At 72.2% G+C, this 21,566-nt stretch carries 19 protein-coding genes and 1 pseudogene; 6 read left to right on the plus strand and 14 right to left on the minus strand.

From position 1 onward, the window contains the following. Nucleotides 1-27: 27 nt before the first annotated feature. From AB0I21_RS45725 to AB0I21_RS45745, 5 genes and pseudogenes are all read right to left on the minus strand, one after another. Nucleotides 28-777: a class I SAM-dependent methyltransferase gene (locus tag AB0I21_RS45725; protein WP_360570444.1), complete on the minus strand. Its 750-nt coding sequence runs from the start codon at nucleotides 775-777 to the stop codon at nucleotides 28-30. Between the two features lie 3 nt (nucleotides 778-780). Beyond that, nucleotides 781-1,353 carry an SET domain-containing protein-lysine N-methyltransferase gene (locus AB0I21_RS45730; protein ID WP_360570446.1) on the minus strand — a complete coding sequence of 191 codons (573 nt, stop codon included), beginning with the start codon at nucleotides 1,351-1,353 and terminating at the stop codon, nucleotides 781-783. Nucleotides 1,354-1,578: 225 nt separating this feature from the next. Then, the gene (locus tag AB0I21_RS45735; RefSeq protein ID WP_360570448.1) at nucleotides 1,579-1,995 is read right to left on the minus strand and encodes a WD40 repeat domain-containing protein; all 417 of its coding nucleotides are present in this window, start codon (nucleotides 1,993-1,995) and stop codon (nucleotides 1,579-1,581) included. Beyond that, nucleotides 1,984-2,037: pseudogene (locus AB0I21_RS45740) on the minus strand (WD40 repeat domain-containing protein); the annotation flags it as partial. The gene AB0I21_RS45735 and the pseudogene AB0I21_RS45740, both read right to left, overlap by 12 nt. A gap of 85 nt (nucleotides 2,038-2,122) precedes the next feature. Continuing rightward, the gene (locus AB0I21_RS45745) at nucleotides 2,123-2,626 is read right to left on the minus strand and encodes a hypothetical protein (RefSeq protein WP_360570450.1); all 504 of its coding nucleotides are present in this window, start codon (nucleotides 2,624-2,626) and stop codon (nucleotides 2,123-2,125) included. Between the two features lie 185 nt (nucleotides 2,627-2,811). On the opposite strand from AB0I21_RS45745, the gene AB0I21_RS45750 reads away from it, so the two are divergent. The 5 genes from AB0I21_RS45750 to AB0I21_RS45770 all read left to right on the plus strand — a co-directional run bounded on the left by AB0I21_RS45750 (nucleotide 2,812) and on the right by AB0I21_RS45770 (nucleotide 8,504). Beyond that, nucleotides 2,812-4,602: a hypothetical protein gene (locus tag AB0I21_RS45750; protein ID WP_360570452.1), complete on the plus strand. Its 1,791-nt coding sequence runs from the start codon at nucleotides 2,812-2,814 to the stop codon at nucleotides 4,600-4,602. Nucleotides 4,603-5,239: 637 nt separating this feature from the next. Continuing rightward, the gene (locus tag AB0I21_RS45755) at nucleotides 5,240-6,265 is read left to right on the plus strand and encodes a LacI family DNA-binding transcriptional regulator (protein ID WP_360570454.1); all 1,026 of its coding nucleotides are present in this window, start codon (nucleotides 5,240-5,242) and stop codon (nucleotides 6,263-6,265) included. Nucleotides 6,266-6,458: 193 nt separating this feature from the next. Then, complete coding sequence (locus tag AB0I21_RS45760) at nucleotides 6,459-7,046, plus strand: pyridoxamine 5'-phosphate oxidase family protein (protein ID WP_344502228.1); 588 nt, start codon at nucleotides 6,459-6,461, stop codon at nucleotides 7,044-7,046. 80 nt (nucleotides 7,047-7,126) lie between these two features. Beyond that, nucleotides 7,127-7,711, plus strand: coding sequence for a DinB family protein (locus AB0I21_RS45765; protein ID WP_360570456.1), 585 nt, complete (start codon nucleotides 7,127-7,129; stop codon nucleotides 7,709-7,711). 10 nt (nucleotides 7,712-7,721) lie between these two features. Then, a complete protein-coding gene (locus AB0I21_RS45770) occupies nucleotides 7,722-8,504 on the plus strand; it encodes a hypothetical protein (protein ID WP_360570458.1) in 783 nt (260 codons plus the stop codon). Here AB0I21_RS45770 and AB0I21_RS45775 read toward each other — a convergent pair. From AB0I21_RS45775 to glgC, 6 genes are read right to left on the minus strand one after another with little or no spacing between them, the layout of a single operon-like run. Next, on the minus strand, nucleotides 8,482-9,378 hold the full coding sequence (locus AB0I21_RS45775) for a hypothetical protein (RefSeq protein WP_360570460.1): 897 nt from the start codon (nucleotides 9,376-9,378) through the stop codon (nucleotides 8,482-8,484). The genes AB0I21_RS45770 and AB0I21_RS45775 overlap by 23 nt on opposite strands. 43 nt (nucleotides 9,379-9,421) lie before the next feature. Then, the gene (gene glgB / locus AB0I21_RS45780; RefSeq protein WP_360570503.1) at nucleotides 9,422-11,554 is read right to left on the minus strand and encodes a 1,4-alpha-glucan branching protein GlgB; all 2,133 of its coding nucleotides are present in this window, start codon (nucleotides 11,552-11,554) and stop codon (nucleotides 9,422-9,424) included. A gap of 8 nt (nucleotides 11,555-11,562) precedes the next feature. Further along, nucleotides 11,563-12,903, minus strand: coding sequence for a maltokinase (locus tag AB0I21_RS45785; protein ID WP_360570462.1), 1,341 nt, complete (start codon nucleotides 12,901-12,903; stop codon nucleotides 11,563-11,565). Nucleotides 12,904-12,918: 15 nt separating this feature from the next. Next, nucleotides 12,919-14,652 (minus strand): maltose alpha-D-glucosyltransferase, encoded by a 1,734-nt coding sequence (treS, locus tag AB0I21_RS45790; RefSeq protein ID WP_360570464.1) that lies wholly within the window; start codon nucleotides 14,650-14,652, stop codon nucleotides 12,919-12,921. A gap of 21 nt (nucleotides 14,653-14,673) precedes the next feature. Further along, a complete protein-coding gene (locus AB0I21_RS45795; protein WP_360570466.1) occupies nucleotides 14,674-16,776 on the minus strand; it encodes an alpha-1,4-glucan--maltose-1-phosphate maltosyltransferase in 2,103 nt (700 codons plus the stop codon). Nucleotides 16,777-16,828: 52 nt separating this feature from the next. Beyond that, a complete protein-coding gene (glgC, locus tag AB0I21_RS45800) occupies nucleotides 16,829-18,064 on the minus strand; it encodes a glucose-1-phosphate adenylyltransferase (protein ID WP_360570468.1) in 1,236 nt (411 codons plus the stop codon). Nucleotides 18,065-18,125: 61 nt separating this feature from the next. Here glgC and glgA point away from each other — a divergent pair, with 61 nt between their 5' ends. Continuing rightward, on the plus strand, nucleotides 18,126-19,310 hold the full coding sequence (gene glgA, locus AB0I21_RS45805) for a glycogen synthase (protein ID WP_360570470.1): 1,185 nt from the start codon (nucleotides 18,126-18,128) through the stop codon (nucleotides 19,308-19,310). On the opposite strand, the gene AB0I21_RS45810 is transcribed toward glgA, so the two are convergent. Genes AB0I21_RS45810 through pcaD form a run of 3 tightly spaced genes read right to left on the minus strand, consistent with a single transcriptional unit; the run spans nucleotide 19,292 to nucleotide 21,535 of the window. Then, nucleotides 19,292-20,236, minus strand: coding sequence for a nucleotidyl transferase AbiEii/AbiGii toxin family protein (locus tag AB0I21_RS45810; RefSeq protein WP_360570472.1), 945 nt, complete (start codon nucleotides 20,234-20,236; stop codon nucleotides 19,292-19,294). The genes glgA and AB0I21_RS45810 overlap by 19 nt on opposite strands. Further along, nucleotides 20,224-20,778, minus strand: a complete 555-nt coding sequence (locus AB0I21_RS45815; RefSeq protein WP_360570474.1) for a hypothetical protein — start codon at nucleotides 20,776-20,778, stop codon at nucleotides 20,224-20,226. The genes AB0I21_RS45810 and AB0I21_RS45815 overlap by 13 nt, the downstream gene beginning before the upstream one ends. Beyond that, nucleotides 20,771-21,535, minus strand: a complete 765-nt coding sequence (gene pcaD / locus AB0I21_RS45820) for a 3-oxoadipate enol-lactonase (protein WP_360570476.1) — start codon at nucleotides 21,533-21,535, stop codon at nucleotides 20,771-20,773. Before pcaD ends, AB0I21_RS45815 begins: the two co-directional genes overlap by 8 nt. Nucleotides 21,536-21,566: the final 31 nt, after the last annotated feature.

Consider the following 21,566-nt stretch of genomic DNA (forward strand, 5'->3'; position numbering starts at 1 on the left):
TCTCTTGCCCGGCGGGTTCCTCTGCGGTCAGGCGGTCTTTGGCCGGCGGGCGAGCGTCACGGTCGTGCGCAGGTCGAGGGTCGTGCCGCCGCCGAGGCCGTCCAGCGTCCGCGTCAGCGCGGCGAGCAGCGTCTCCTGCTCCTGCGGCGTCCTGGCCCGGAACGGGCCGAACGTGCGGACCAGCCGCAGGTACTCCGCCGTGGTCATCGGCAGCTCGCGGCCCATCTGCACCAGCTCCACGCCGGTGAACAGGCCCGCCGACGCGATGTCGTCCCGCGCCCAGGTGTCGGGCCGCGGCCGCACGCCGTCGTCGGGCAGCGACCGGAACGCGGCGTCGATCGCGGCCTCGTGCGCCGGGTCGGCGTACGCGTACCGGTGCCCGAACACGGCAAGGGTCCCACCGGGCGTGATCGCGTCGAACGCGCGCTTGGCGCGTGTTTGCGGGTCGAGCCAGTGCCACGCCATCGCGCAGCCGAGCAGCGACACCCCGCCCGGCGGCGGCACCCACCGTTCGAACGGCGCCACCACCGTCACCGTGGGAAACCGGGCCTGGAGGACCGCCGCCATCCTCGCGTCCGGCTCGACGCACGTGACCGGCGCGCCCAGCCCGAGCAGCACCGCCGTGCCGTGCCCGGTGCCGGCGCCGATCTCCGCGACCGTCTCCAGTGGACGCTCCACATAGGACCCTATCGCCGCGCCGACCTCCGGCGGGTAGCCCGGGCGGGCGTCGTCGTACACCGCCGCGACCTCACCGAACCGGTTTCCCGTGCCATGCATGTCTCAGATTTTGTCAGACCCCGGTGGTAGGACTGTGGCATTGCTCCGGGCTCGCAATTCGCTGAGTTCTCTCAGGGCGGGCACCCAGTGCTCGCCGTAGCGGTGGTGGAGGTCGGGCAGCTGCCAGTCGTCGCCGGTCACTGTGCCGCGGCACAGGGCCGAGCCGCAGCCGCACGGCATGGTGAAGCCGGGGGCGGCGGTGCTCGTCGCGTAGTCGTTGGTGAGCTCCTCCCCGGCGTCGATGTCGCGCCGGGCGGCGAGCGTGTAGGCGTCGACCCACCACAGGTTCGGGTCGCAGCTGTGGTTGCCCTTGCCGTTCGGCCTGCCGGGCGGCACCACGAGGTGCAGCGTCCCGCTCACCGTGATCGTGTCGATGTATGGGCTGCCGGGCCTCCGGGCCGCTTCGGCGAGCATGTCGCTGATCTCGGCCCAGGTCACCAGCCGCCCACCGAGCCGCGACACCGCGGTGCCCGCGGGGATCCTGGCCCGGGCGAAGAGCCCGTCGCCGGCGATCCCCGACACGCCCACCTCGACGTCGGGGTGCAGCCAGCAGTCGGGTTCGGGAGCGTCCACCATCCCGCAATCCTGTCGCATCGGGCTGGGGTGCCGCAGCGTGTGGATGGGTCGGCGTCGACGAGGTTTGCGGCGCTCGTCCTGCGGTCCGGATGCGCCCGGTCGGTGCAGCATGTGTGCGGTGTTCTCCTGTGGACGTCTCTTGTGGACGTCTTCTGGGGACGTCTTCTGTGGACGCGGTGGTGTTCGTCGGCCCCGGGAGGGGCGGTGGCGGGACGGCCCGAGGGGTCATGGCGCCGGGGTGGTGGTGATGTCGTGCCACAGGTGGAGGTGGCCGTTGCCGTCGGCGGCGGCGAGGGTGGTGCCGTCGGGGTGGAAGGCGAGGGCGTTGACGAGCCGGGTGCCGGTGTTCAGGAAGCGGGGGTCGGGGGTGCCGGGCGCGGGGCGCAGCTTGATGATGCCGCTCGCGCAGCCGATGGCGAGCACGTCGCGGCCCCAGGCGAGGGACAGGACCCGGCGGCGGCCGCCCGGGTTGCGGGAGCCGGTCAGGGTGCCGGTGGCGACCGTCCCACAGGCGGACCACGCCGCCGAGGCCGCCGGCGGCGAGGGTGGTGCCGTCGGGGGAGTAGGCGAGCGCCATGACCTGGGCGCGGTGCCGCGCAGGGTGGCGCGGCGGGTGCGTGACGGCACGTCCCACAGCAGCACGGAGCCGTCGAAGCCGGCGCTGGCGAGGGTGCGCCCGTCGGGGAGAACAGCACCTTCTCGACGTGGCCCGAGTGCCCGGTCAGCACCGCGAGGGGGTCACCGGTGGCGGCGTCCCACAGCCGCACGGTCAGGTCGATGCCGCCGTGGCGACGAGCCGGCCGTCCGGCGAGACCGCGGCGGACTTCAGCGGCGCAGTGTGGCCGGACATGGTGGTCAGCTCCGCGCCGGTGGCGGCGTCCCAGGGTTGGGCGCGGCCGTCGGCGCTGCCGGTGACGATGCTCCGGCCGTCGGGGGTGAACGCGACCGCCATGACCCAGCCGCCCGGCGCCGGCCGGTCTGCCCCGGTGTCCTCGCCGGTCCGTGCGTCCGCGATCCGCACCGTACAGTCGGCGCCGCCGGTGGCGACCAGCGTGCCGTCGGGCGAGAAGGCCACCGCGGCCAGCCCGTCCTGCCGCGGGTCCACGGACACGTCCGGCAGGCGGCCCATGCCGCGGTAGGAGTCCTTGACGAGCTTCGGGTAGCCGACGAACCCGAGCAGGAACACGGCCACCCGGCCGGCGGTGGAGTCCAGCTGCGTCATCCACCACACGGCGCCGACGGGCAGGATCACCCCGAATATCACCCCACACATACACAGGGATGCTGATAGTTACCAAGGTGATCGTCAATGGCCGGGAAGAGGTGTCGGACACATCCCGGACAGCAGACACCGGACAGTTGCGCGGGTGCAGGAGAATGGCCCGGGCGTGATCACAGGTAGATCACGTTCACTGGGTGCCGCCAACCGCGCGGCGGGGGGAATGCGTCGGAGGTTGTGTGAGCCCAACTCTCGGCGGGGTGACGGGGCCCGCCCAGCGGGCGACCCTGCCCACGATCCCGCGTCAACCTGTCCAGCCCGGCGGTGTTCGTACACCGGCGGCGACGACAAGCCGGAAGACCCGGCTCGTCACGGTCGGGGCGGTCATCGCCGGCCTGGCGGTCCTGCTCCTCGGCTACCTGCGCATGGCGCGGGCCACCCCCACCAACAGTGACGCCGCCGCCAACGCCCTGCAGGCCTGGGACATGCTGCACGGTGACGTGCTGCTGCGCGGCTGGACGCTCAGTGACGTGTCGTTCTACAGCACGGAGCTGCTGCAGTACGCGCTGATCGAGCTCTTCTTCGGTCTCGACCAGCGCGTCGTGCACGTGGCGTCGGCGACCACCTACCTGCTGCTGATCGTGTTCGCGTCGCTCGCCGCCAAGGGCGACGCGACCGGGCGCGCGGCGTGGGCGAGGGTCGCGGTGGTCGTCGCGACCCTGCTCGTGCCCCAGCCGCACGGCGGGTGGGCGGTCGTGCTGTACGCGCCGGACCACACCGGCACCGCCGTGCCGCTGCTGCTCGCGTGGCTGCTCGTGGACCGCAGATCGGCGACGCCGCTGCGCCGCTGGTGGCCCGTCGGGGTGCTGGTCGTGCTCGCGCTCGCGCAGGTCGCCGACCCGCTGGCCATGTTCATCGGCGCGGTGCCGCTCGCGCTGGTGAGCGCGGCGCGGCTGATCCGCGGGCGGACCTGGCGCGGCACCGACGCGCACCTGCTCGCCGCCGGCGCCGGGTCGATCGTGCTCGCGCACGCGCTGCTCGCCCTGGTCTGGTGGGCCGGCGGCTTCTCGGTGCACTCGCCGGTGGCGCGCTTCAGCCCCGTCGCCGAGCTCGGCGACCACGTGGTGACGGCGGTGAACGCGACCGCACACAACTACGGCGCGTACCTGCCGGCGCTGGACGGGCCGCTCGCGCTCGCCGCCGGGCTCGTCAACCTGGTGCTGCTGCTGCTCGTCGTGGCCGCGCTCGGCGCGACGGTGGTCCGGTTCTTCCGCACTTCCCGGACTTCCCGGACTTCCGGGACTTCCGGGGACGGCATTTCCGCGGACGGCACCTCCCTGGAGGGCGATGACCGGGTCGCGCAGGTCCTGACGGCCGCGATCCTGGTCAACCTGGCCGCGTTCATCGCCTCCACGCAGGCCGGCGACATCGGCAGCGCCCGGCAGATCGTCGCCGTGCTGCCCTTCGGCGCGGCCCTCGCCGCCAGGGTGTGGGGCGATCGGCTCCTCACCGCCGCCCCCGCCGTGCGGCGGATCGGGGCCGTCGCCGGCGTGATCCTCGTCGTCGCCTTCGCGACCCAGTCAGCCGGCGCGAAGCCGCAGCCGCCGGAGGCGCACGAGGTCGCGGAGTACCTCGTCGCGCACGACCTCCGGTACGGGCTCGGCAGCTACTGGGGCTCCAACGTCATCACCCTCGCCAGCAACGGCCGGGCGCAGGTCGCGCCGGTGATCGGCCCCGACATCCGCTCGTACCGCTGGGAGTCCGACGCCGACTGGTACGACGCCACCAAGCACGACGCCCGGTTCCTCGTCATCGACCTGAAGCACGCCCGGTACGGCACGGTCGACGCCGCGGTCACGCAGTTCGGCGTGCCCGTCGAGCGGCACGACTTCGGCCGGTGGGCGCTGCTCGTCTACGACCACAACCTGCTCGCCGGCCTGCCGGCACAGTGCGGCGGCCTAGCTGCCGCCACCCACACGCACTGCCCGCCCCTGTCCCCGAAGATTCCCGGCGCCGGCCTGCTGGACTGATGACCGACCCCATGGATGGCTGGCCTGCTGGACTGGCAGCCGATCCCGGCGCCGGCTTGTCGGACTGTTGGCCGACCTCGTGGATGGCTGTTCCCATGGCCGGCTCCCGTGGTCGGCCGCTGAGCTGACGGCCGGTCCCGGCGCCGGTCTGCTGGACTTAGTTGCCGGCCCCGTGGGTGGCCTGCTGGGCTGATGGCCGGTTCCGTGGGCGGTCTGCTGGCGGATGCCGGCCGTCCACGTGCCGAGCTCAGTGGTCGCGTTTCGCCATGTGCAATTCCTGGACTGATGGCTGATGTCGGTCTTCTGGGCTGATGCCGGTCTGCCGGGCTGATGGTGGATCTCGTGGGCGGTCTGATGGCGGATCACGTCAGATCGCCCCGTGAGATCAGATCGCTGTGAGATCGGACTTGGTGCTTGGTTCCGGTGGCGCGCCGACTAACCCACCTTAGCACCACCGAAAAAATTCCTTGTCGGTACTGCACCGACCGTAACTCCCCGCCGTCAGTGCGTCAAGCGGCGGTCCGATCCCGGTGGTGGGTGGACGCTTGTCGGGCGCCGAAAGTTTCGGGGGTATTTCGGTCCTGCTTCCTGGGGTGTACGGTCCCCATCACTGTGTTGCCGTTCGAAAGGTTGCGGCATGGTGACGAAACGGCCGACGATGGCGGAGATCGCGCGGGAGGCCAACGTGGCGATCTCCACCGTGTCCAAGGTTCTCAACGGGCACACCGACGTCTCGAACGCGACCCGCAAGCACATCGAGCAGCTTCTCGCCGACCGCGGCTACCAGCGGCCGCACGCGTCTCGTCGGCCCGGGCGCCGCAGTGACCTGGTCGACCTGGTCATCAACGAGCTCGACAGCGTCTGGGGGCTGTCGATCCTGACCGGGGTCGAGGAGGTCGTGGAGGCCGCGGGCCTCGGGCTGGTGGTCTCCGCGGTACACAACCGGGAAAGCCTGACCAGACGGTGGCTGGAGTCGCTGCTGGCCCGCGGGTCACAGGGCGCGATCCTCGTGCTGTCCGAGCTCAGTGAGCACCAGCGGGCCGAGCTGGCGCGCCGGAGCATGCCGTTCGTCGTCGTGGACGGGGTCAGCCAGCCGCCGCCGGACGTGGCGTCGATCGGTGCGACCAACTTCGCCGGTGGGTACGCCGCGACCGAGCACCTCGTGGGGCTCGGGCACCGGCGGATCGCCGCGATCGGCGGGCCGGAGCAGCTGCAGTGCACCCGTGCCCGCATCGCCGGCTACCGTGCCGCGCTTGAGTCGGCCGGGATCGCCGCGGACCGGCACCTGGTGCGGTACGGAAACTTTCACCACGACGGCGGACTGCGGGCGATGGCCGGCTTCCTGGCGCTGCCGGACCCGCCGACCGCCGTGTTCGCCGGCAGCGACCAGCAGGCCACCGGCGTCTACGAGGCGCTGCGGCAGGCCGGGCTCGGCGTGCCGCACGACGTGAGCGTGGTCGGCTTCGACGACCTCAACTTCGCCGAGTGGACCGCGCCGCCGCTGACCACGGTCCGCCAGCCGCTGCACGAGATGGGTGTCGCCGCGGCCCGGACCCTGCTGCGCATCATCGCCGGTGAGCGCCTCGAGTCGACCCGGATCGAGCTGGCCACCCGGCTCGTGGTCCGGGAGAGCACCGCCGCGCCGGCGATGGTGCCGCTGTAAGAGTCGACGACGGGTGCCGCTGTAAGGGTCGACGACGGGTGCCGCTGTAAGGGTCGACGACGGGCGCCGCTGTAAGGGCCGGCGACGGGCGCCGCTGTAAGGGCCGGCGACGGGCGCCGCTGTAAGGACCGTCACGCTCGGTATACGGGACAGGGGGCTGACGGGGTGCCGCGGGCGGCGGACGATGGCGGGTATGGGCAAGGTCTACGAACGTATCGACGGCCGGCTGCGGGCCTTCATCGAGGCGCAGCACATCTTCTTCACCGCGACCGCGCCGCTGTCCGGCGACGGCACCATCAACCTGTCCCCGAAGGGGCTCACCGGCTCGTTCGCCGTCATCGACGAGCTGACCGTCGCCTACCTCGACTTCGCCGGCAGCAACGCCGAGACCGTCGCCCACCTGCGGGAGAACGGGCGGATCACGCTCATGTGGTGCGCCTTCGACGGCCCGCCCAACATCGTGCGCGTGCACGGCCGGGGCGAGCCGGTGTTCCGCGACGACCCGCGCTGGTCCGGGCTCGTGGCGCACTTCCCCGGCATCGACACGACCCAGCACGGCCTGCGCGCGATCATCGTCGTGCACGCCGAGCTGATCCGCGACACGTGCGGCTACGCGGTGCCGTTCATGACGTACGACGCCGACCGTGACCTGCACGGCAAGCGCTTCGCGCGGGAGGACGACGCCTCGCTCGGCGCGTACTTCGAGAGCAAGGAGCACGTGGGGGTCAGCATCGACGGGCTGCCGGGCCTGCCGCTGCCACTGCCGCCGACCCCCGTTTGAGGTAAAGGACGGAACCTGTCCGCAATGGTCGGCAGGATGGACCCTGACAAGCGAAACAAGCGATATCAAGGGGTCCAGTCATGCCGGGTAACGTGCCTCCGGTCGCCGACGAACGTTCAGGTCTGCTCGCGTTCCTCGACCAGCAGCGCCAGGGCGTGCGCAACGCCGCCTTCGGGCTCACCGACGAGCAGGCCCGGCTCGCGCCGGCCGCGAGCACGCTGAGCGTCGGCGGGCTCGTCAAGCACCTGGCCCAGATGGAGCGCAACTGGGTCGCGACGATGCTGCAGCGGCCCTCGCCCGCCGTCGACTACGAGGACGGGTTCGTGCTGCGCGCCGACGAGACCCTCGCGGACGTCCTGGCCGACTACGTGAAGGCCGGCGAGGAGACGGCCGCGGCGGTCGCCGGGATCGCCGACATGGGGCAGCCGGTGCCGGTGCCGAAGGGCGTGCCGTGGTTCCCGGACGACGTGGACGCCTGGTCGGTCCGCTGGGTGCTGCTGCACCTCATCGAGGAGACCGCCCGCCACGCCGGCCACGCCGACATCGTCCGCGAGGCCGTCGACGGCGCCACCTGCTGGCCGCTGATGGCCGCCGCGGAGGGCTGGCCGGCGACGCCCTGGGTGCAGCCCTGGCAACCCGCCACCGGGACCGCGCAGCCCGTCTAGCCTGGGGTTCATGGCCGTCCTCCGAAGCGCCCCGGCGGTGGCCGGGGCAGTGGTCGCCGCCGTCGCCGCGAGCGGTGCCGCGATGCTGGCCGGGTCGGGTCACGGCGCGCCGGCCGGTCCGTCCCTCGCCGCCCAGGTCGCGCCGGCCCCACCGCCGCCAGGACCGTCCGGCCCCGGATCCGCCCCGCCCGACGGCTCGCCGCCTGGCCCGCTGGACGGCTCGCCGGGCGGTTCGGTGGCGCCGTCCGGGCTGGCGACGGGGCCGTTCGCCGGCGCCGTGACCGGGCCTGCGCCGCCGTCGCCGTCGATGGAGCCGCCGTCGCCCGGGGCGTCGCCGTTCGCCTCAGGTGCCGCCTGGGGCGCCGTGAACTGCGCGGAGGTCCGCATCCGCTTCGCCGGCGGCCCGCCGACCGACGCCGGTGGCCCGCTCGTGCCGTTCGGCGCGACCACCGTGACCCGCTGCGAGACGCCGCTGGCCAGCACGGCCCCCGTGGTCACCGGCCTGACCCCGCCGAAGGTCCTCACCACCGGCGTCGACCGCCTCACCGCGATCCTCAACGCGCTCCCGGCCGTCCCCGCCGACCAGGCCTGCCTGCCGATCACCCTGCCGGTCCAGGTCAGCCTGGTCTTCACGTTCCGCGAGCAGCAGCCGCTCGCGGTCGTCGTCGACCCCACCTGCTCGGCGCTGATCGCGGGGGACCGGGCCAGGTCGTACACCACGATGAACCCGCTACCGGTCTTCGACGCCCTCTTCAGCGCCCAGCCCGGCGTCACGCCCTCCGCACGGCGATGACCGCACCGTCCGGGCCGAGGACGACCCGGCCGCCCAGCGGGGCGTCCAGGACGAGCGTGTGCTGGGCGTAGCGGAGCACGTCGTCGGAGGCGCAGTCGTCGCGCGTCGGTCCGGGCACGACCGACCCGGTGCCCGCGGCGCGCAGCCCGACGGCGACCGCCGCCGGGGTGGCCACCGCCTCGGCGGTGAAGGCGGTGAAGGCGGTGAAGGCGACCACGGGCCTGCCCGGGCAGGCCCCGCCGGCGGGTGTGGGCAGCGCGACGGTCAGCGTACGGTCGTCGCCGGCGATCACGGCGGTCGTGCCGGCGTCCGGGTTCTCGCCGGGCCGCCACAGCGCCGCCGGGTCGACGGCGGGCCACGCGATCGCGCCGAGCACGCCCGGCCCGGAGAACTGCCACGCGGGCAGGACCAGCGGCCCCCGGTCGGTGGGGAACGTCGCCGGCGCGTACCTGACCTGGTCCAGCACGAGCACGGGGTCGGCCGAGCCGGCGAGGGGGCGGGCCAGCGCCGCGACGGCCGCGGCGGCGCCGATGACACCGAGCTCGGCCGGCCCGTCCGGCAGCGCGACGGTCGCGGTCGCCGGCCCGGCGGGCAGCGTGGCGGTCACCCTGAGCCGCTTCGCCGCGAAGGCCTGCTTCGCGGCGCCGTCGGTGAACCCCGCACCGGCCGACGCCGGGTCGCCGAGCAGCACGACCGGCCGCGGTCGCCGCCCGGCCGGAAAGTCCGACCAGCGGGCGAGCGCGCCGCGGTCGGGACCGTCCGTGCCGACGACGAAGGGCGGTGGGCCACCCCGCCGGAAGTCCGGCCCCGCACAGCCGGCGAGCAGCACGACGACCGACGCCACCACGGCGACCGCTGCCGTCCGCGCCGTCATCTTGCCAAGAGGCCTGCGGCGGGCCTCACGGGTTGAGCGCGGGTCAGCCGAGCTTGAGCCACAGGGCGCCGAGGGGCGGGATGCGGAGCTCGGCGGAGGCGGGCAGGCCGTTCCACGGCTTGGCGGTGGCCTCGACGGCGCCGAGGTTGCCGACGCCCGAGCCGCCGTAGATGTCGGCGTCGGTGTTGAGGATCTCGGCCCAGCGGCCGGCGAAGGGCAGGCCGACGCGGTAGCCCTCGTGCGGGTGGGCGGCGAAGTTGACGACGACGGCGACCGCCGAGCCGTCGGCGGCCCAGCGCAGGTAGGAGAAGACGTTGCCGCCGGAGTCCTCGTTGTTGATCCAGCGGAAGCCGTCGGGCGTGACGTCCTGGCTCCACAGGGCCGGGGTGCGCTGGTAGACGGTGTTGAGGTCGCGGACGAGGCGCTGCAGGCCGGCGCGCTGCGGGTCCTGCAGCAGGCCCCAGTCCAGGCCGCGCTCCTCGCTCCACTCCTGCTCGTCGCCGAGCTCGCAGCCCATGAAGAGCAGCTGCTTGCCGGGGAAGGACCACATGTAGGCGAGCAGCGCCCGGGCGTTGGCGAGCTTCTTCCACAGGTCGCCGGGCATCTTGCCGATGAGGGAGCCCTTGCCGTGCACGACCTCGTCGTGGCTGATCGGCAGCATGTAGTTCTCGCTCCACGCGTACACCGTGGCGAAGGTCATCTGGTTGTGGTGGTACTGCCGGTAGACCGGGTCCTTGGCGACGTAGGTCAGGGTGTCGTGCATCCAGCCCATGTTCCACTTGAAGCCGAAGCCGAGGCCGCCGGAGTCGGTGGGGCGGGTGACGCCGAGCCACGCCGTGGACTCCTCGGCGATCATCATGATGCCGGGGTGGTGCTTGTAGACGGTCGCGTTCGCCTCCTGGAGGAAGGAGATCGCGTCGAGGTTCTCCCGGCCGCCGTACTGGTTCGGCGCCCACTGGCCGTGCTCGCGGGAGTAGTCGAGGTAGAGCATGGAGGCGACGGCGTCCACGCGCAGCGCGTCGGCGTGGAACTCCTCGCACCAGTAGAGGGCGTTGGCGACGAGGAAGTTGCGGACCTCGGCGCGGCCGAAGTCGAAGATGAGCGTGCCCCAGTCGGGGTGTTCGCCGCGCCGCCAGTCGCCGTGCTCATACAGCGGCGTGCCGTCGAAGCGGGCGAGGGCCCAGGCGTCCTTCGGGAAGTGCGCCGGCACCCAGTCGAGGATGACGCCGATGTTGGCCTGGTGCAGGCGGTCCACGAGGTGGCGGAACTCGTCGGGGTGGCCGAAGCGGGCGGTCGGCGCGTAGTAGCCGGTGACCTGGTAGCCCCACGACCCGCCGAACGGGTGCTCCATCACCGGCAGGAACTCGACGTGGGTGAAGCCGAGGTCGGTGACGTACTCGGTGAGCTGGTCGGCGAGCTCCGTGTAGGACAGGCCGGGGCGCCACGAGCCGAGGTGCACCTCGTAGACGCTGATGGGCGACTCGTGGTTGCGGCGCTCGGCGCGCTGGGCGAGCCAGTCGGCGTCCTTCCAGTCGTACGTCGAGCGGTAGACCACCGACGCGGTCGCCGGCGGCACCTCGGTGTGCTGCGCGAGGGGGTCGGCCTTCTCGACCCAGCCCTCGTAGGGGGTCAGCAGCCGGAACTTGTACCGGTTGCCGGCCTGCGCGCCCGGCACGAACAGCTCCCAGACGCCGCTGCCGCCCAGCGACCGCATCGGCCAGCCGTCGTGCGGGCCCCAGCCGGTGAAGTCGCCGATGACCCGGACGCCGCGGGCGTTGGGCGCCCACACCGCGAACGCGACGCCGCCGGGGCGGGTCTGCGCGCCGAGGACCGTCCACAGCCGCTCGTGCCGGCCCTCCTGGATGAGGTGCAGGTCGAGCTCGCCGACGGTCGGCAGGTGCCGGTACGGGTCGTCGGTCAGCACCCCGTCGGCGTCGATGCGGTAGTCGGTGACGACGCCGGGCAGCTCGATCTCGAAGACGCCCTCGTCGTGCACCTGGCGCATCGGGTGGCGCTCGTCGTCGACGACGACCGACACGGTGCCGGCGCCGCGGCGCATGGCCCGGACGACGGTCGTCTCGGCCCCGGAGCCGGCACCGGTGCCACCGCCGGGGTGGGCGCCGAGGACGCCGTGCGGGTCGTGCGAGCGGCCGGCGATGAGGTCGTCGAGATTCATAAGCTCCGTCACCTGGGTTCCGTCAGAGAGCCGTTGACCAGCCGCTCGATGGACTGCAGGGGGATCCGCAGCCAGGTCGGCCGGTGCCGCGACTCGTAGGCGGTCTCGTAGACCGCCTTGTCCAGCTCGTAGGCGCACAGCAACGCCTGATCCTCGCGGGGGTCGTAGCCGGCAGCCGCAGCGTAGCCGTCGCAGAATGCGGCGCGGTTACGGTCCACCCACTGCTTCGCCCGCTCGGCGAGGGCCGCGTCACCCTCCTCGCCGACGAGCAGCTGGTAGGCGGCGTACTCGTAGGAGCGCAGCATCCCGGCCACGTCCCGCAGCGGCGAGTCGGGCCGGCGGCGGACCTCCACCGGTACCCCCGGCTCACCCTCGAAGTCGATCAGCAGCCACGACTCGGGGGTCCGCAGCACCTGACCCAGGTGCAGGTCGCCGTGGATGCGCTGCACGGTGATCGGGTCGTCGCCGGCGTTGCGGAACATCGCCTGCACGCCCGGCACGAACTCGGCGAGCTGCGGCACCGCCTGGACCGCGGCGTCGAGCCGGGCCAGCATCGCCTCCGCCGGCGCCGGGGCGGTCTGCGTGCCGAGCTCCACGGCCAGGGTGCGGTGCACGTGCGCGACCGCCTCCCCGAGCCGCCACGACTCGGCGGCGAAGTCGCCGCCGACCTCGTCGGGGTTGAGGTCGTGCTCCGCGAACAGGTCGCGGGCGCTGGTCGCGGCCATCGCCCAGCCCTCCGCGGAGTTCTGCGCGTACTCGGTGACCATCGCGAGGGTGACCGGCGTGCCGTCGTCGTCGGTGCTCTCCACCGCGCCGAGCAGCCGCGCCACATTGGGGCAGCCGGCGCGGGCGAGGATCCGGTTGAGCTCCAGGTCCGGGTTGATGCCGGGGGTCACCCGGCGGAACACCTTGAGGATCGCGGCGCTGTCGTACACGACGCTGGTGTTGCTCTGCTCGGCGTCCACGACCCGGGCCGGCGCCTGCACCGGCAGCGCCACGCCGGGCTCCGGCACGAACCGTACCCCTTCGACGGTGGCGCCGGTGTCGATCAGGCCGAGCAGGCGCTGCGCGGACTGCTCGTCGTAGAGCGCGTCGAAGCCGGCGCGGTCGTGCTCGGCGGCGCCGATCAGCGCCGCCGCGTGCAGCTCGGGCACGACGTTGAGGTCCCAGCCGACGAACACCTGGTAGCGCTCGGTGCCGCCGTCCTCGTAGTGCGCGTCGAGCAGCACGTGGTCGACCTGGTCGGGCAGCGCCGTGACGGCCGCCGGGCGGACATCGGTCAGGGTGCGGTTGCGGCCCGCGTACCACCGCTGGTGCGGCAGCCACTCGGTGAACGGCAGCGTCGTCATGAGATGGGTCTCTCCTCAGCTCTGCTCGGCCGGCGCGACGAGCTGGAACCAGTAGAAGCCGTGGCCCGGCAACGTCAACAGGTACGGCAGTTGGCCGATGTTCGGGAACTGGACGTGTCCGGTGAGCTCGATCGGGGTGTACCCGGCCCACTGCTGCAGGTTGAGCTCGATCGGCTGGGGGAAGCGCGACAGGTTGTTGACGCACAGGACCACGTCCTCCTCGTGCACGCGCACGAACGCGAGGATCGAGGGGTTGGACCCGCCGAGCTCCCGGAACACGCCGACCGCGAAGGCCTCGTGCCGCCGGCGGACCTGCAGCATGGTGCGGGTCCAGTTCAGCACCGACGTCGAGCTCTCCTTCTGGGCCTCGACGTTGATCGACTGGTAGCCGTACACGTGGTCCTGGATCGCCGGCAGGTACAGCCGGCCCGGGTTCGCCTGGGAGAAGCCGGCGTTGCGGTCCGGGGTCCACTGCATCGGGGTGCGCACGCCGTCGCGGTCGCCGAGCCAGATGTTGTCGCCCATGCCGATCTCGTCGCCGTAGTACAGCACCGGCGAACCGGGCAGCGACAGCAGCAGCGCGGTGAACAGCTCGATCTGGTTGCGGTCGTTCTCCAGCAGCGGCGCGAGGCGCCGCCGGATCCCGACGTTGGCGCGCATCCGCGGGTCCTTGGCGTACTCCGCGTACATGTAGTCGCGCTCCTCGTCGGTGACCATCTCGAGGGTCAGCTCGTCGTGGTTGCGCAGGAAGATGCCCCACTGGCAGTTCGCCGGGATCGGCGGGGTGTGCGCGAGGATCTCCGAGATGGGGAAGCGCGACTCGCGCCGGACCGCCATGAAGATGCGCGGCATCAGCGGGAAGTGGAACGCCATGTGGCACTCGTCGCCGTCGCCGAAGTACTGCACGACGTCGGCCGGCCACTGGTTGGCCTCGGCGAGCAGGACCCGGCCGGGGAACTCGTCGTCGATGACCTTGCGGCAGCGGCGGAGGAACTCGTGCGTCGCCGGCAGGTTCTCGCAGTTGGTGCCCTCGTCCTCGAACAGGTAGGGCACCGCGTCGAGGCGGAAGCCGTCGATGCCCAGCCCGAGCCAGAACCGCAGCACGTCGAGCATCTCCCGCTGGACCTCGGGGTTCTCGTAGTTGAGGTCCGGCTGGTGGTGGAAGAACCGGTGCCAGTAGAACTGCCGCCGCACCGGGTCGAACGTCCAGTTGGACTCCTCGGTGTCCACGAAGATGATCCGCGCGTCGGAGTAGGCGGTGTTGTCGTCGCTCCAGACGTAGTAGTCGCCGTAGGGCCCGGTCGGGTCGCGCCGCGACTCCTGGAACCACAGGTGCGAGTCCGAGGTGTGGTTCATGACCAGGTCGGTGATGACCCGGATGCCGCGCTTGTGGGCCGCGTCGAGCAGCTCGACGAAGTCCTCGACCGTGCCGAAGTCCGGCAGCACCTTGTAGAAGTCGCGGATGTCGTAGCCGCCGTCGCGCAGCGGCGAGTCGTAGAACGGCGGGAGCCAGAGACAGTCGACGCCGAGCCATTGCAGATAGTCGAGCTGGCCGATCAGTCCCTGAAGGTCCCCGGACCCGTCGGCGTTCGAGTCGGCGAACGCGCGGACGAGCACCTCGTAGAACACCGCGCGCTGATACCAGGTCTCGTCCGCCGGCAGGATTCTCGCGTTGCCGAAGTCACTGGCTGAGGGGTGTTCGACCGTGCCGTCCGCGACGACGTGGGTGCCCTCGACCGGATCCGTCATGCTGCCACCTACCTTGTGCTGTCAGCGGTGACGATGCACCGTGAACACGTGTGCCGGCTCGTACAGGGGGTCGAGCCGGACCGCGTTGTGTTGTCCCCAGTCGAAGGTCGCACCGGTGAGCTCGTCGCGCACCGTGAACCGCTCGTGCCAGTCGAGACCGAGCGCGGGCATGTCCAGGGTGGTGTTACCCCACTGGACGTTGTGCGAATCCAGCGAAACCACGATGAGCACGGCGTTTTCGCTGTCAGGGTCCCGTTTCGAGAAACAGAGCAATTGTTCGTTGTCAATGCCGTGGAAGACGGTGTTGCGCAGCCAGTGCAGCGCGGGGTTGTCCCGGCGCACGAGGTTGAGCCGGCGCAGGTACGGCGCCAGGGACTCCCCGACGGCCTCGGCGGCCGCCCAGTCCCTGGGGCGCAGCTGGAACTTCTCGTTGTCCAGGTACTCCTCGGAGCCCGGACGGTGCAGGTGCTCGTAGAGCTCGTAGCCCGAGTACATCCCCCACGAGGGGCTCAGCATGCTGGCCAGGACCGCCCGGATCTTGAACATCGGCGGGCCGCCGTGCTGCAGGTGCTCGGGCAGGATGTCCGGCGTGTTGGGCCAGAAGTTGGGCCGCATGTAGTCGGCGGCGGCGATCAGCTCCTGTACGTATTCACGCAGCTCCCACGCCTGCACGCGCCAGGTGAAGTACGTGTAGGACTGGGTGAACCCGATCTTGCCCAGGCCGTGCATCATCGCGGGCCGCGTGAACGCCTCCGCCAGGAACAGCACGTCGGGGTCGACCGACTTGACCTCGTTGATGATCCAGTGCCAGAACCCGACGGGCTTGGTGTGCGGGTTGTCGACCCGGAAGATCTTGATGCCCTGCTCGACCCAGTGCAGCACGACGCGCAGGATCTCGTCGCGGATGCCCTGCGGGTCGTTGTCGAAGTTCAGCGGGTAGATGTCCTGGTACTTCTTCGGCGGGTTCTCCGCGTAGGCGATCGAACCGTCGGCGCGGGTGGTGAACCACTCGGGGTGCTCGGTGACCCACGGGTGGTCCGGCGCGCACTGCAGCGCCAGGTCCATCGCGATCTCGACGCCGGCGTCGCCGGCCGCGGCGATGAACGCCCGGAAGTCCTGCAGGGTGCCCAGCTCCGGGTGGATCGCGTCGTGCCCGCCCTCCTCGGCGCCGATCGCCCACGGCGAGCCGACGTCCTGCGGCCCGGCGACCAGGGTGTTGTTCGGCCCCTTACGGTTGACCCGGCCGATCGGGTGGATCGGCGGCAGGTACACCACGTCGAACCCGAGCTCGGCGACCTCGGCCAGGCGCGGGGTCGCGGTCGCGAACGTGCCGTGCTTGATCGGCTTGCCGTGCTCGTCGACGAGCGCGCCCTGGGAGCGGGGGAAGAACTCGTACCAGGCGGAGAACAGCGCCCGCTTCCGGTCGCACCACAGGGGCAGCTCCTTGGAGCGGGTCACCTGCTGGCGCAGCGGATGGCGCCACAGCACGTCGGTGAGGCCCAGCGCCGGGGACACCCTGGCGAACAGCGGGATCGTCGTGTCGGCGAGGGCCTGCGCGGCGCCGGTGACCCGGGAGCGCTCCGCCACCGGGACGCCCGTCGCGGCCTGGTTGAGCAGCGCCGCGCCCTCGGCCAGGTCGTTGCCCAGGTCCTGCAGGCCCTGCCCGGCACCGATCTTCTTCGTGACGGCGTCGTGCCAGGTCAGGTACGGGTCGGAGAACGCCTCGACCGCGAACGTCCACGCGCCGACCGCGTCGGGGCGCACCGTGCCGAGCCACGTGTCGGTGCCGGCCGGGCCCGGGCCCATGCGGGTGAACGGGCCCTCCTTGCCGTCGGGGCCGATGAGGACCACGTTGCAGCCCATCATCGAGTGGCCCTCACGGTAGGAGACGGCCGTCACCGGGACGAGCTCGCCGACGACGGCCTTCGCCGGGAACCGGCCGCCCTCGACCTGTGGCGTGATCTGCTCGATGGGGAACCGGTCCGCGGTCACGACACTCGGACCGGTGGCGGCCTGCCATGTTCCCGCGGGCGCGTCTGGCACCACCACGGGATCCTCGGAGGCGAGCGCGGTCTCGGTGTCGGTCCGGGCGATGGCAGGTGCTTCGGGTGTCGGGGTACCCATGATCCTCACCGTATCGAATCCGCGCGGGGTTGGCAGCGTTAGCGTCGTCTTCCTACGGCATGATGCGTTGACCCTTGCCGATGACCACGATCCCGCCCTCGGAGACCGTGTAGCGGGTCCGGTCCTTCTCCAGGTCGACACCGATCTCGGTGCCCTCCGGCACGATGACGTTCTTGTCGATGATGGCGTTGCGGATCACGGAGTGCCGGCCGATGTCGACGCCCTCCATCAGCACCGAGCCCTCCACGTGCGCCCACGAGTGGACCTTCACGTTGGGCGACACCACCGAGTTCTCCACCAGGGCGCCGGAGATCACCGCGCCGGGGGAGATCATCGACCCGACCGCCCGGCCGACCCGCTCACCCCAGCCGTGCACGAACTTCGCCGGCGGCCACGGGCTGTTGCCGGTGTAGATCGGCCACTCGAAGTTGTACAGGTTGAACACCGGCTGCACGGCGATGAGGTCCATGTTGGCCTCGTAGAACGAGTCCAGGGTCCCGACGTCGCGCCAGTAGCCGCGGTCGCGGTCCGAGCTGCCCGGCACGACGTTGTTGCTGAAGTCGTAGACGGCCGCCTCATGCTTGTCGACGAAGTACGGGATGATGTTGCCGCCCATGTCGTGCTTGCTGGACGGGTCCTGCGCGTCGCGGGTGACCGCCTCGATCAGCGCCGCGGTGGTGAAGATGTAGTTGCCCATCGACGCGAAGATCTCGTCCGGCGCGTCCGGCAGGCCGCGGGCGTCGCGGGGCTTCTCCCGGAAGGCGGAGATCTGCCGCCCGTCGTCGGCGACCTCGATCACGCCGAACTGGTCGGCGGTGGACAGCGGCTGCCGGATCCCGGCGACCGTCACCGACGCGCCCGACTCGATGTGCTGGCGCATCATCTGCTCCGGGTCCATCCGGTAGATGTGGTCCGCGCCGAACACGATCACGTAGTCGGGACGCTCGTCGTTGATGAGGTTCAGGCTCTGGTAGATCGCGTCCGCGGACCCGGCGAACCAGCGCGGCCCGAGCCGCTGCTGCGCCGGCACCGGCGTCACGTAGTTGCCGAGCAGGGTCGACATGCGCCAGGTCTTCGTCACGTGGCGGTCCAGCGAGTGCGACTTGTACTGGGTCAGCACGACCATCTTCAGATAGCCGCCGTTGGCCAGGTTCGACAGGACGAAGTCGATCAGCCGGTAGATGCCGCCGAACGGCACCGCCGGCTTCGCCCGGTCAGCGGTCAAGGGCATCAATCGCTTGCCCTCGCCGCCGGCGAGGACGATCGCGAGGACTTTTTTGGCGGCCATGGTCGAGACGCTAAACGTGTCCGGCGTGTTGCGCCAGACGAACCCAATTAGTCTTTCCAACGTGCGCGTAGACCTACTGACTCGAGAGTACCCCCCGGACGTTTACGGTGGTGCCGGCGTTCATCTGGAGTACCTGGCGCGGGAACTGCGCCGGCTGCCGCTGGACGTGCGCGTGCACTGCTTCGGCGCGCCCCGCTCGGAAGCGGGCGTCGTCGGCTACCCGGACCCGCCCGGGCTGCAGGGGGCGAACGCCGCCCTGCGGACCATGGGGGTGGACCTGGAGATGGCCGCCGGCGCGGCGGGCACCGACCTGGTGCACAGCCACACCTGGTACGCCAACTTCGCCGGGCACACCGCCAAGCTGCTGCACGGCGTCCCGCACGTCATCACCAGCCACAGCCTCGAGCCGCTGCGCCCGTGGAAGGCCGACCAGCTCGGCGGCGGCTACGCGCTCTCCTCCTGGTGTGAGCGCACCGCGGTCGAGGCCGCCGACGCCGTGATCGCCGTGTCCGCCGGGATGAAGGCCGACGTGCTCCGGGCCTACCCGAGGGTCGACCCCGACCGGGTCCACGTCATCTACAACGGCATCGACACCGAGCAGTACGCGCCGGACCCCGGCCTGGACGTCGTCACCCGGCTCGGCATCGACCCGCAGCGGCCCAGCGTCGTGTACGTCGGCCGGATCACCCGGCAGAAGGGCCTGCCCTACCTGCTGCGGGCGGCCCGGCGGCTCCCCGCCGACGTGCAGCTGGTGCTGCTCGCCGGCGCCCCCGACACGCCGGAGATCGCGGCGGAGGTGACCGCGCTCGCCGACGAGCTGCGCGCCACCCGCTCCGGCGTCGTCTGGGTGCAGGAGATGCTGCCGAAGCGGGAGGTCATCCAGGTGCTCACCCACGCCACGCTGTTCGTCTGCCCGTCGATCTACGAGCCGATGGGTATCGTCAACCTCGAGGCGATGGCCTGCCAGACCGCGGTCGTCGCGACCGCCACCGGCGGCATCCCCGAGGTCGTCGCGGACCGCGAGACCGGCCTGCTCGTGCCGATCGAGCAGGTCACCGACGGGTCCGGCACGCCGCTGGACGAGGACCGCTTCGTCGCGGACCTCGCCGACGCGATGAACGAGCTGCTGGAGGAGCCGGCCCGGGCCGCCGAGCTCGGCCGTGCCGGACGGCAGCGCGCCCTGGACCACTTCTCCTGGGCGGCGATCGCCCAGCAGACCCTGGACGTCTACCGGTCCGTGTCGTAGCCCGCCACGTGGTGCTGGACCGCCCACGCGAGGCGGTCCAGCCAGCTCTCCGGGTCGTGGACGGGCCAGCTGGTCCAGTCGACGGCCATCGCGCGGACCGCGGCCGGGTCGAGGGCGGGCAGCAGGCGGCGCAGCCGGGGTGAGAGCGTGACGCCGTCGAGCTCGCCGAGCAGGACGGCGTCGTAGACGTCCTTGCCGAGGGCGGCGCCCTCCCGGGTCAGGTCCTCGGCGAGCCACTGCAGCTTCCACAGCAGCGACAGCGCCCGGCTCGCCGTCCACACCGCCGTCGGCGGCCGGCCCGCGCCGCAGGGCACGACGGTCAGCACGGGCGGCTCCGGCAGCGTCTCGTCGTAGGCGAAGTCCAGCTGGACGGTGCCTTCCTCGTCGCCGGACCGCCACGGGACGTGGACGCGGGCGCCGGCCGAGCCGCCGTAGTCGAGGCGGTAGCCGGCGTAGTCCCAGTCCTGGTCGGGTGCGGCGTTCGCGATGTCCAGGACCGCGCCGCCCGGCGTCCGCGGGTGCCGCTCGAGCGCCTCCATCACCTTCAGGTGCGGCTGGTCGTCGGGGTCGATCTCCTCCGCGTGCATCCAGCGCAGCCCGTCCGGCGGCAGCAGCGCCCGCACCCCGCCGGTGTCTTCGTCCAGGAACGCCGACGGCTGCGCCCGGCCGGCGCCCTGCGTCGCCTCGGGCCAGTACTGCACCGGGTCGATCCGGTCCACCCACGGGTGCGGGTGGCGGCTGTCCAGGCCAGTGACCTGCACGGGGCGGACGACCCAGTCGAGGTCGCCGGGCGGGCGGGCCCGGGCGCCGACCCAGGCCGGCATCGTCATGCTGCCCCGCAGGACCAGCGACTCGCCGGCGGGGTCGGCGGCGACGACGGCGAGGACGTGGTCGAGCACGTCCCGGTGCGCGGTCACTGGATCCATCCGGCGTCCAGCTCCGGGTTGTCGTCGACCAGCACGTACTCCTCCTCGACCTCGACCGGCTCGAACGGCAGCTCGGCCAGCAGCGCGTCGAGGCGCCGCCGGGCCCCGTCGCGGTCCACGTCGTGGCAGCGCTGGGTCACGAACCGCTCGTGCCGGCCGTCGTCGCGGCTCCGGCGCGCGTTGCGGGACAGGTGGGCGCCGTGCCGCACGGCCACCGACCGTGCCGCGTCGATGTCCGCGGCGGTCAGGACCAGCTTCACGTGGTGCTCGAAGTAGCCCGCCGGCACCACCGGGTGCCAGGGCGGAGCCTCGATCTTGACCCGGCGCACCGTGAACCCGTCCCCGCGCAGCCGCTCCACCAGGGCGCCGGCCGCCGCGCGCTGCCCCGCCAGGTCGCCGCGGCCACGGCCGGTCAGCATCGGCTGGTCGGCGTGGCCGCCCCGGTCGAGCCGGATCCTCGTGTACTTGAGGCCGGCGGCCGCCGCCCACGCCGCGAGGCGTGGGTCGAAGTCGACGGTCACGTGAGTCTCGTAGTCACCCACCGACGTGGTCCCTGATGAGCTGGGCGATCGCGTCGGCCTGCTCCACGTTGGCCAGGTGGGCCGCGCCGGGCAGCACCACCAGGCGGCTGCCGGCGATTCCGGCGTGGATGCGCTCGCCGTGCTCCGGCGGCGTCGCCGGGTCGTCGGCGCCGGCGATGACCAGCGTCGGCGCGGTGATCCGCGGCAGGTCGTCGCGCAGGTCCATGGCGCCGATCGCCTCGCAGCAGCCGGCGTACCCCTCCGCCGGGCACGCCGCGATCATCGCCCGGTAGGGCGCGACCTTCGCCGGCAGCGCCGCCCGGAACCTGGGCGTGAACCAGCGGCCGAGGACCGCGTCGGCGATGCTGCCCATGCCCACGGTGCGGACCTGCTCCGCGCGCACCGCCCAGCCGTCCGCGGGCGGCAGGTGCGCGGCCGTGCAGATCAGCACGAGCCGCTCGATCCGCTCGGGCGCGTTGGCGGCGAGCCACATGCCGACCATCCCGCCGAGCGAGAGCCCGCAGTAGGACGCCCTGGCGATGCCGAGCCGGTCGAGCAGGGCCAGGACGTCACGGCCCAGGTCCTCGATCCGGTACGGCCCCGGCGGGGCGGGCGAGGCGCCGTGCCCGCGATGGTCGAAGCGCACCACCCGCAGGTCCGCGAGGGCGGGCAGCTGGGGGCGCCACATGTCGAGGTTGCTGCCGAGCGAGCCGCCGAGCAGCAGGACCGGCGCGCCGGGGGGTCCACTGGTGCGCTGGAACAGCGTCGTTGCCGTCACCGCGTCGTTGTACCACGCCACCCACCCGGCG

Source organism: Dactylosporangium sp. NPDC050588 (assembly GCF_040654975.1).
In the GTDB taxonomy this organism is placed as follows: domain Bacteria; phylum Actinomycetota; class Actinomycetes; order Mycobacteriales; family Micromonosporaceae; genus Dactylosporangium; species Dactylosporangium maewongense.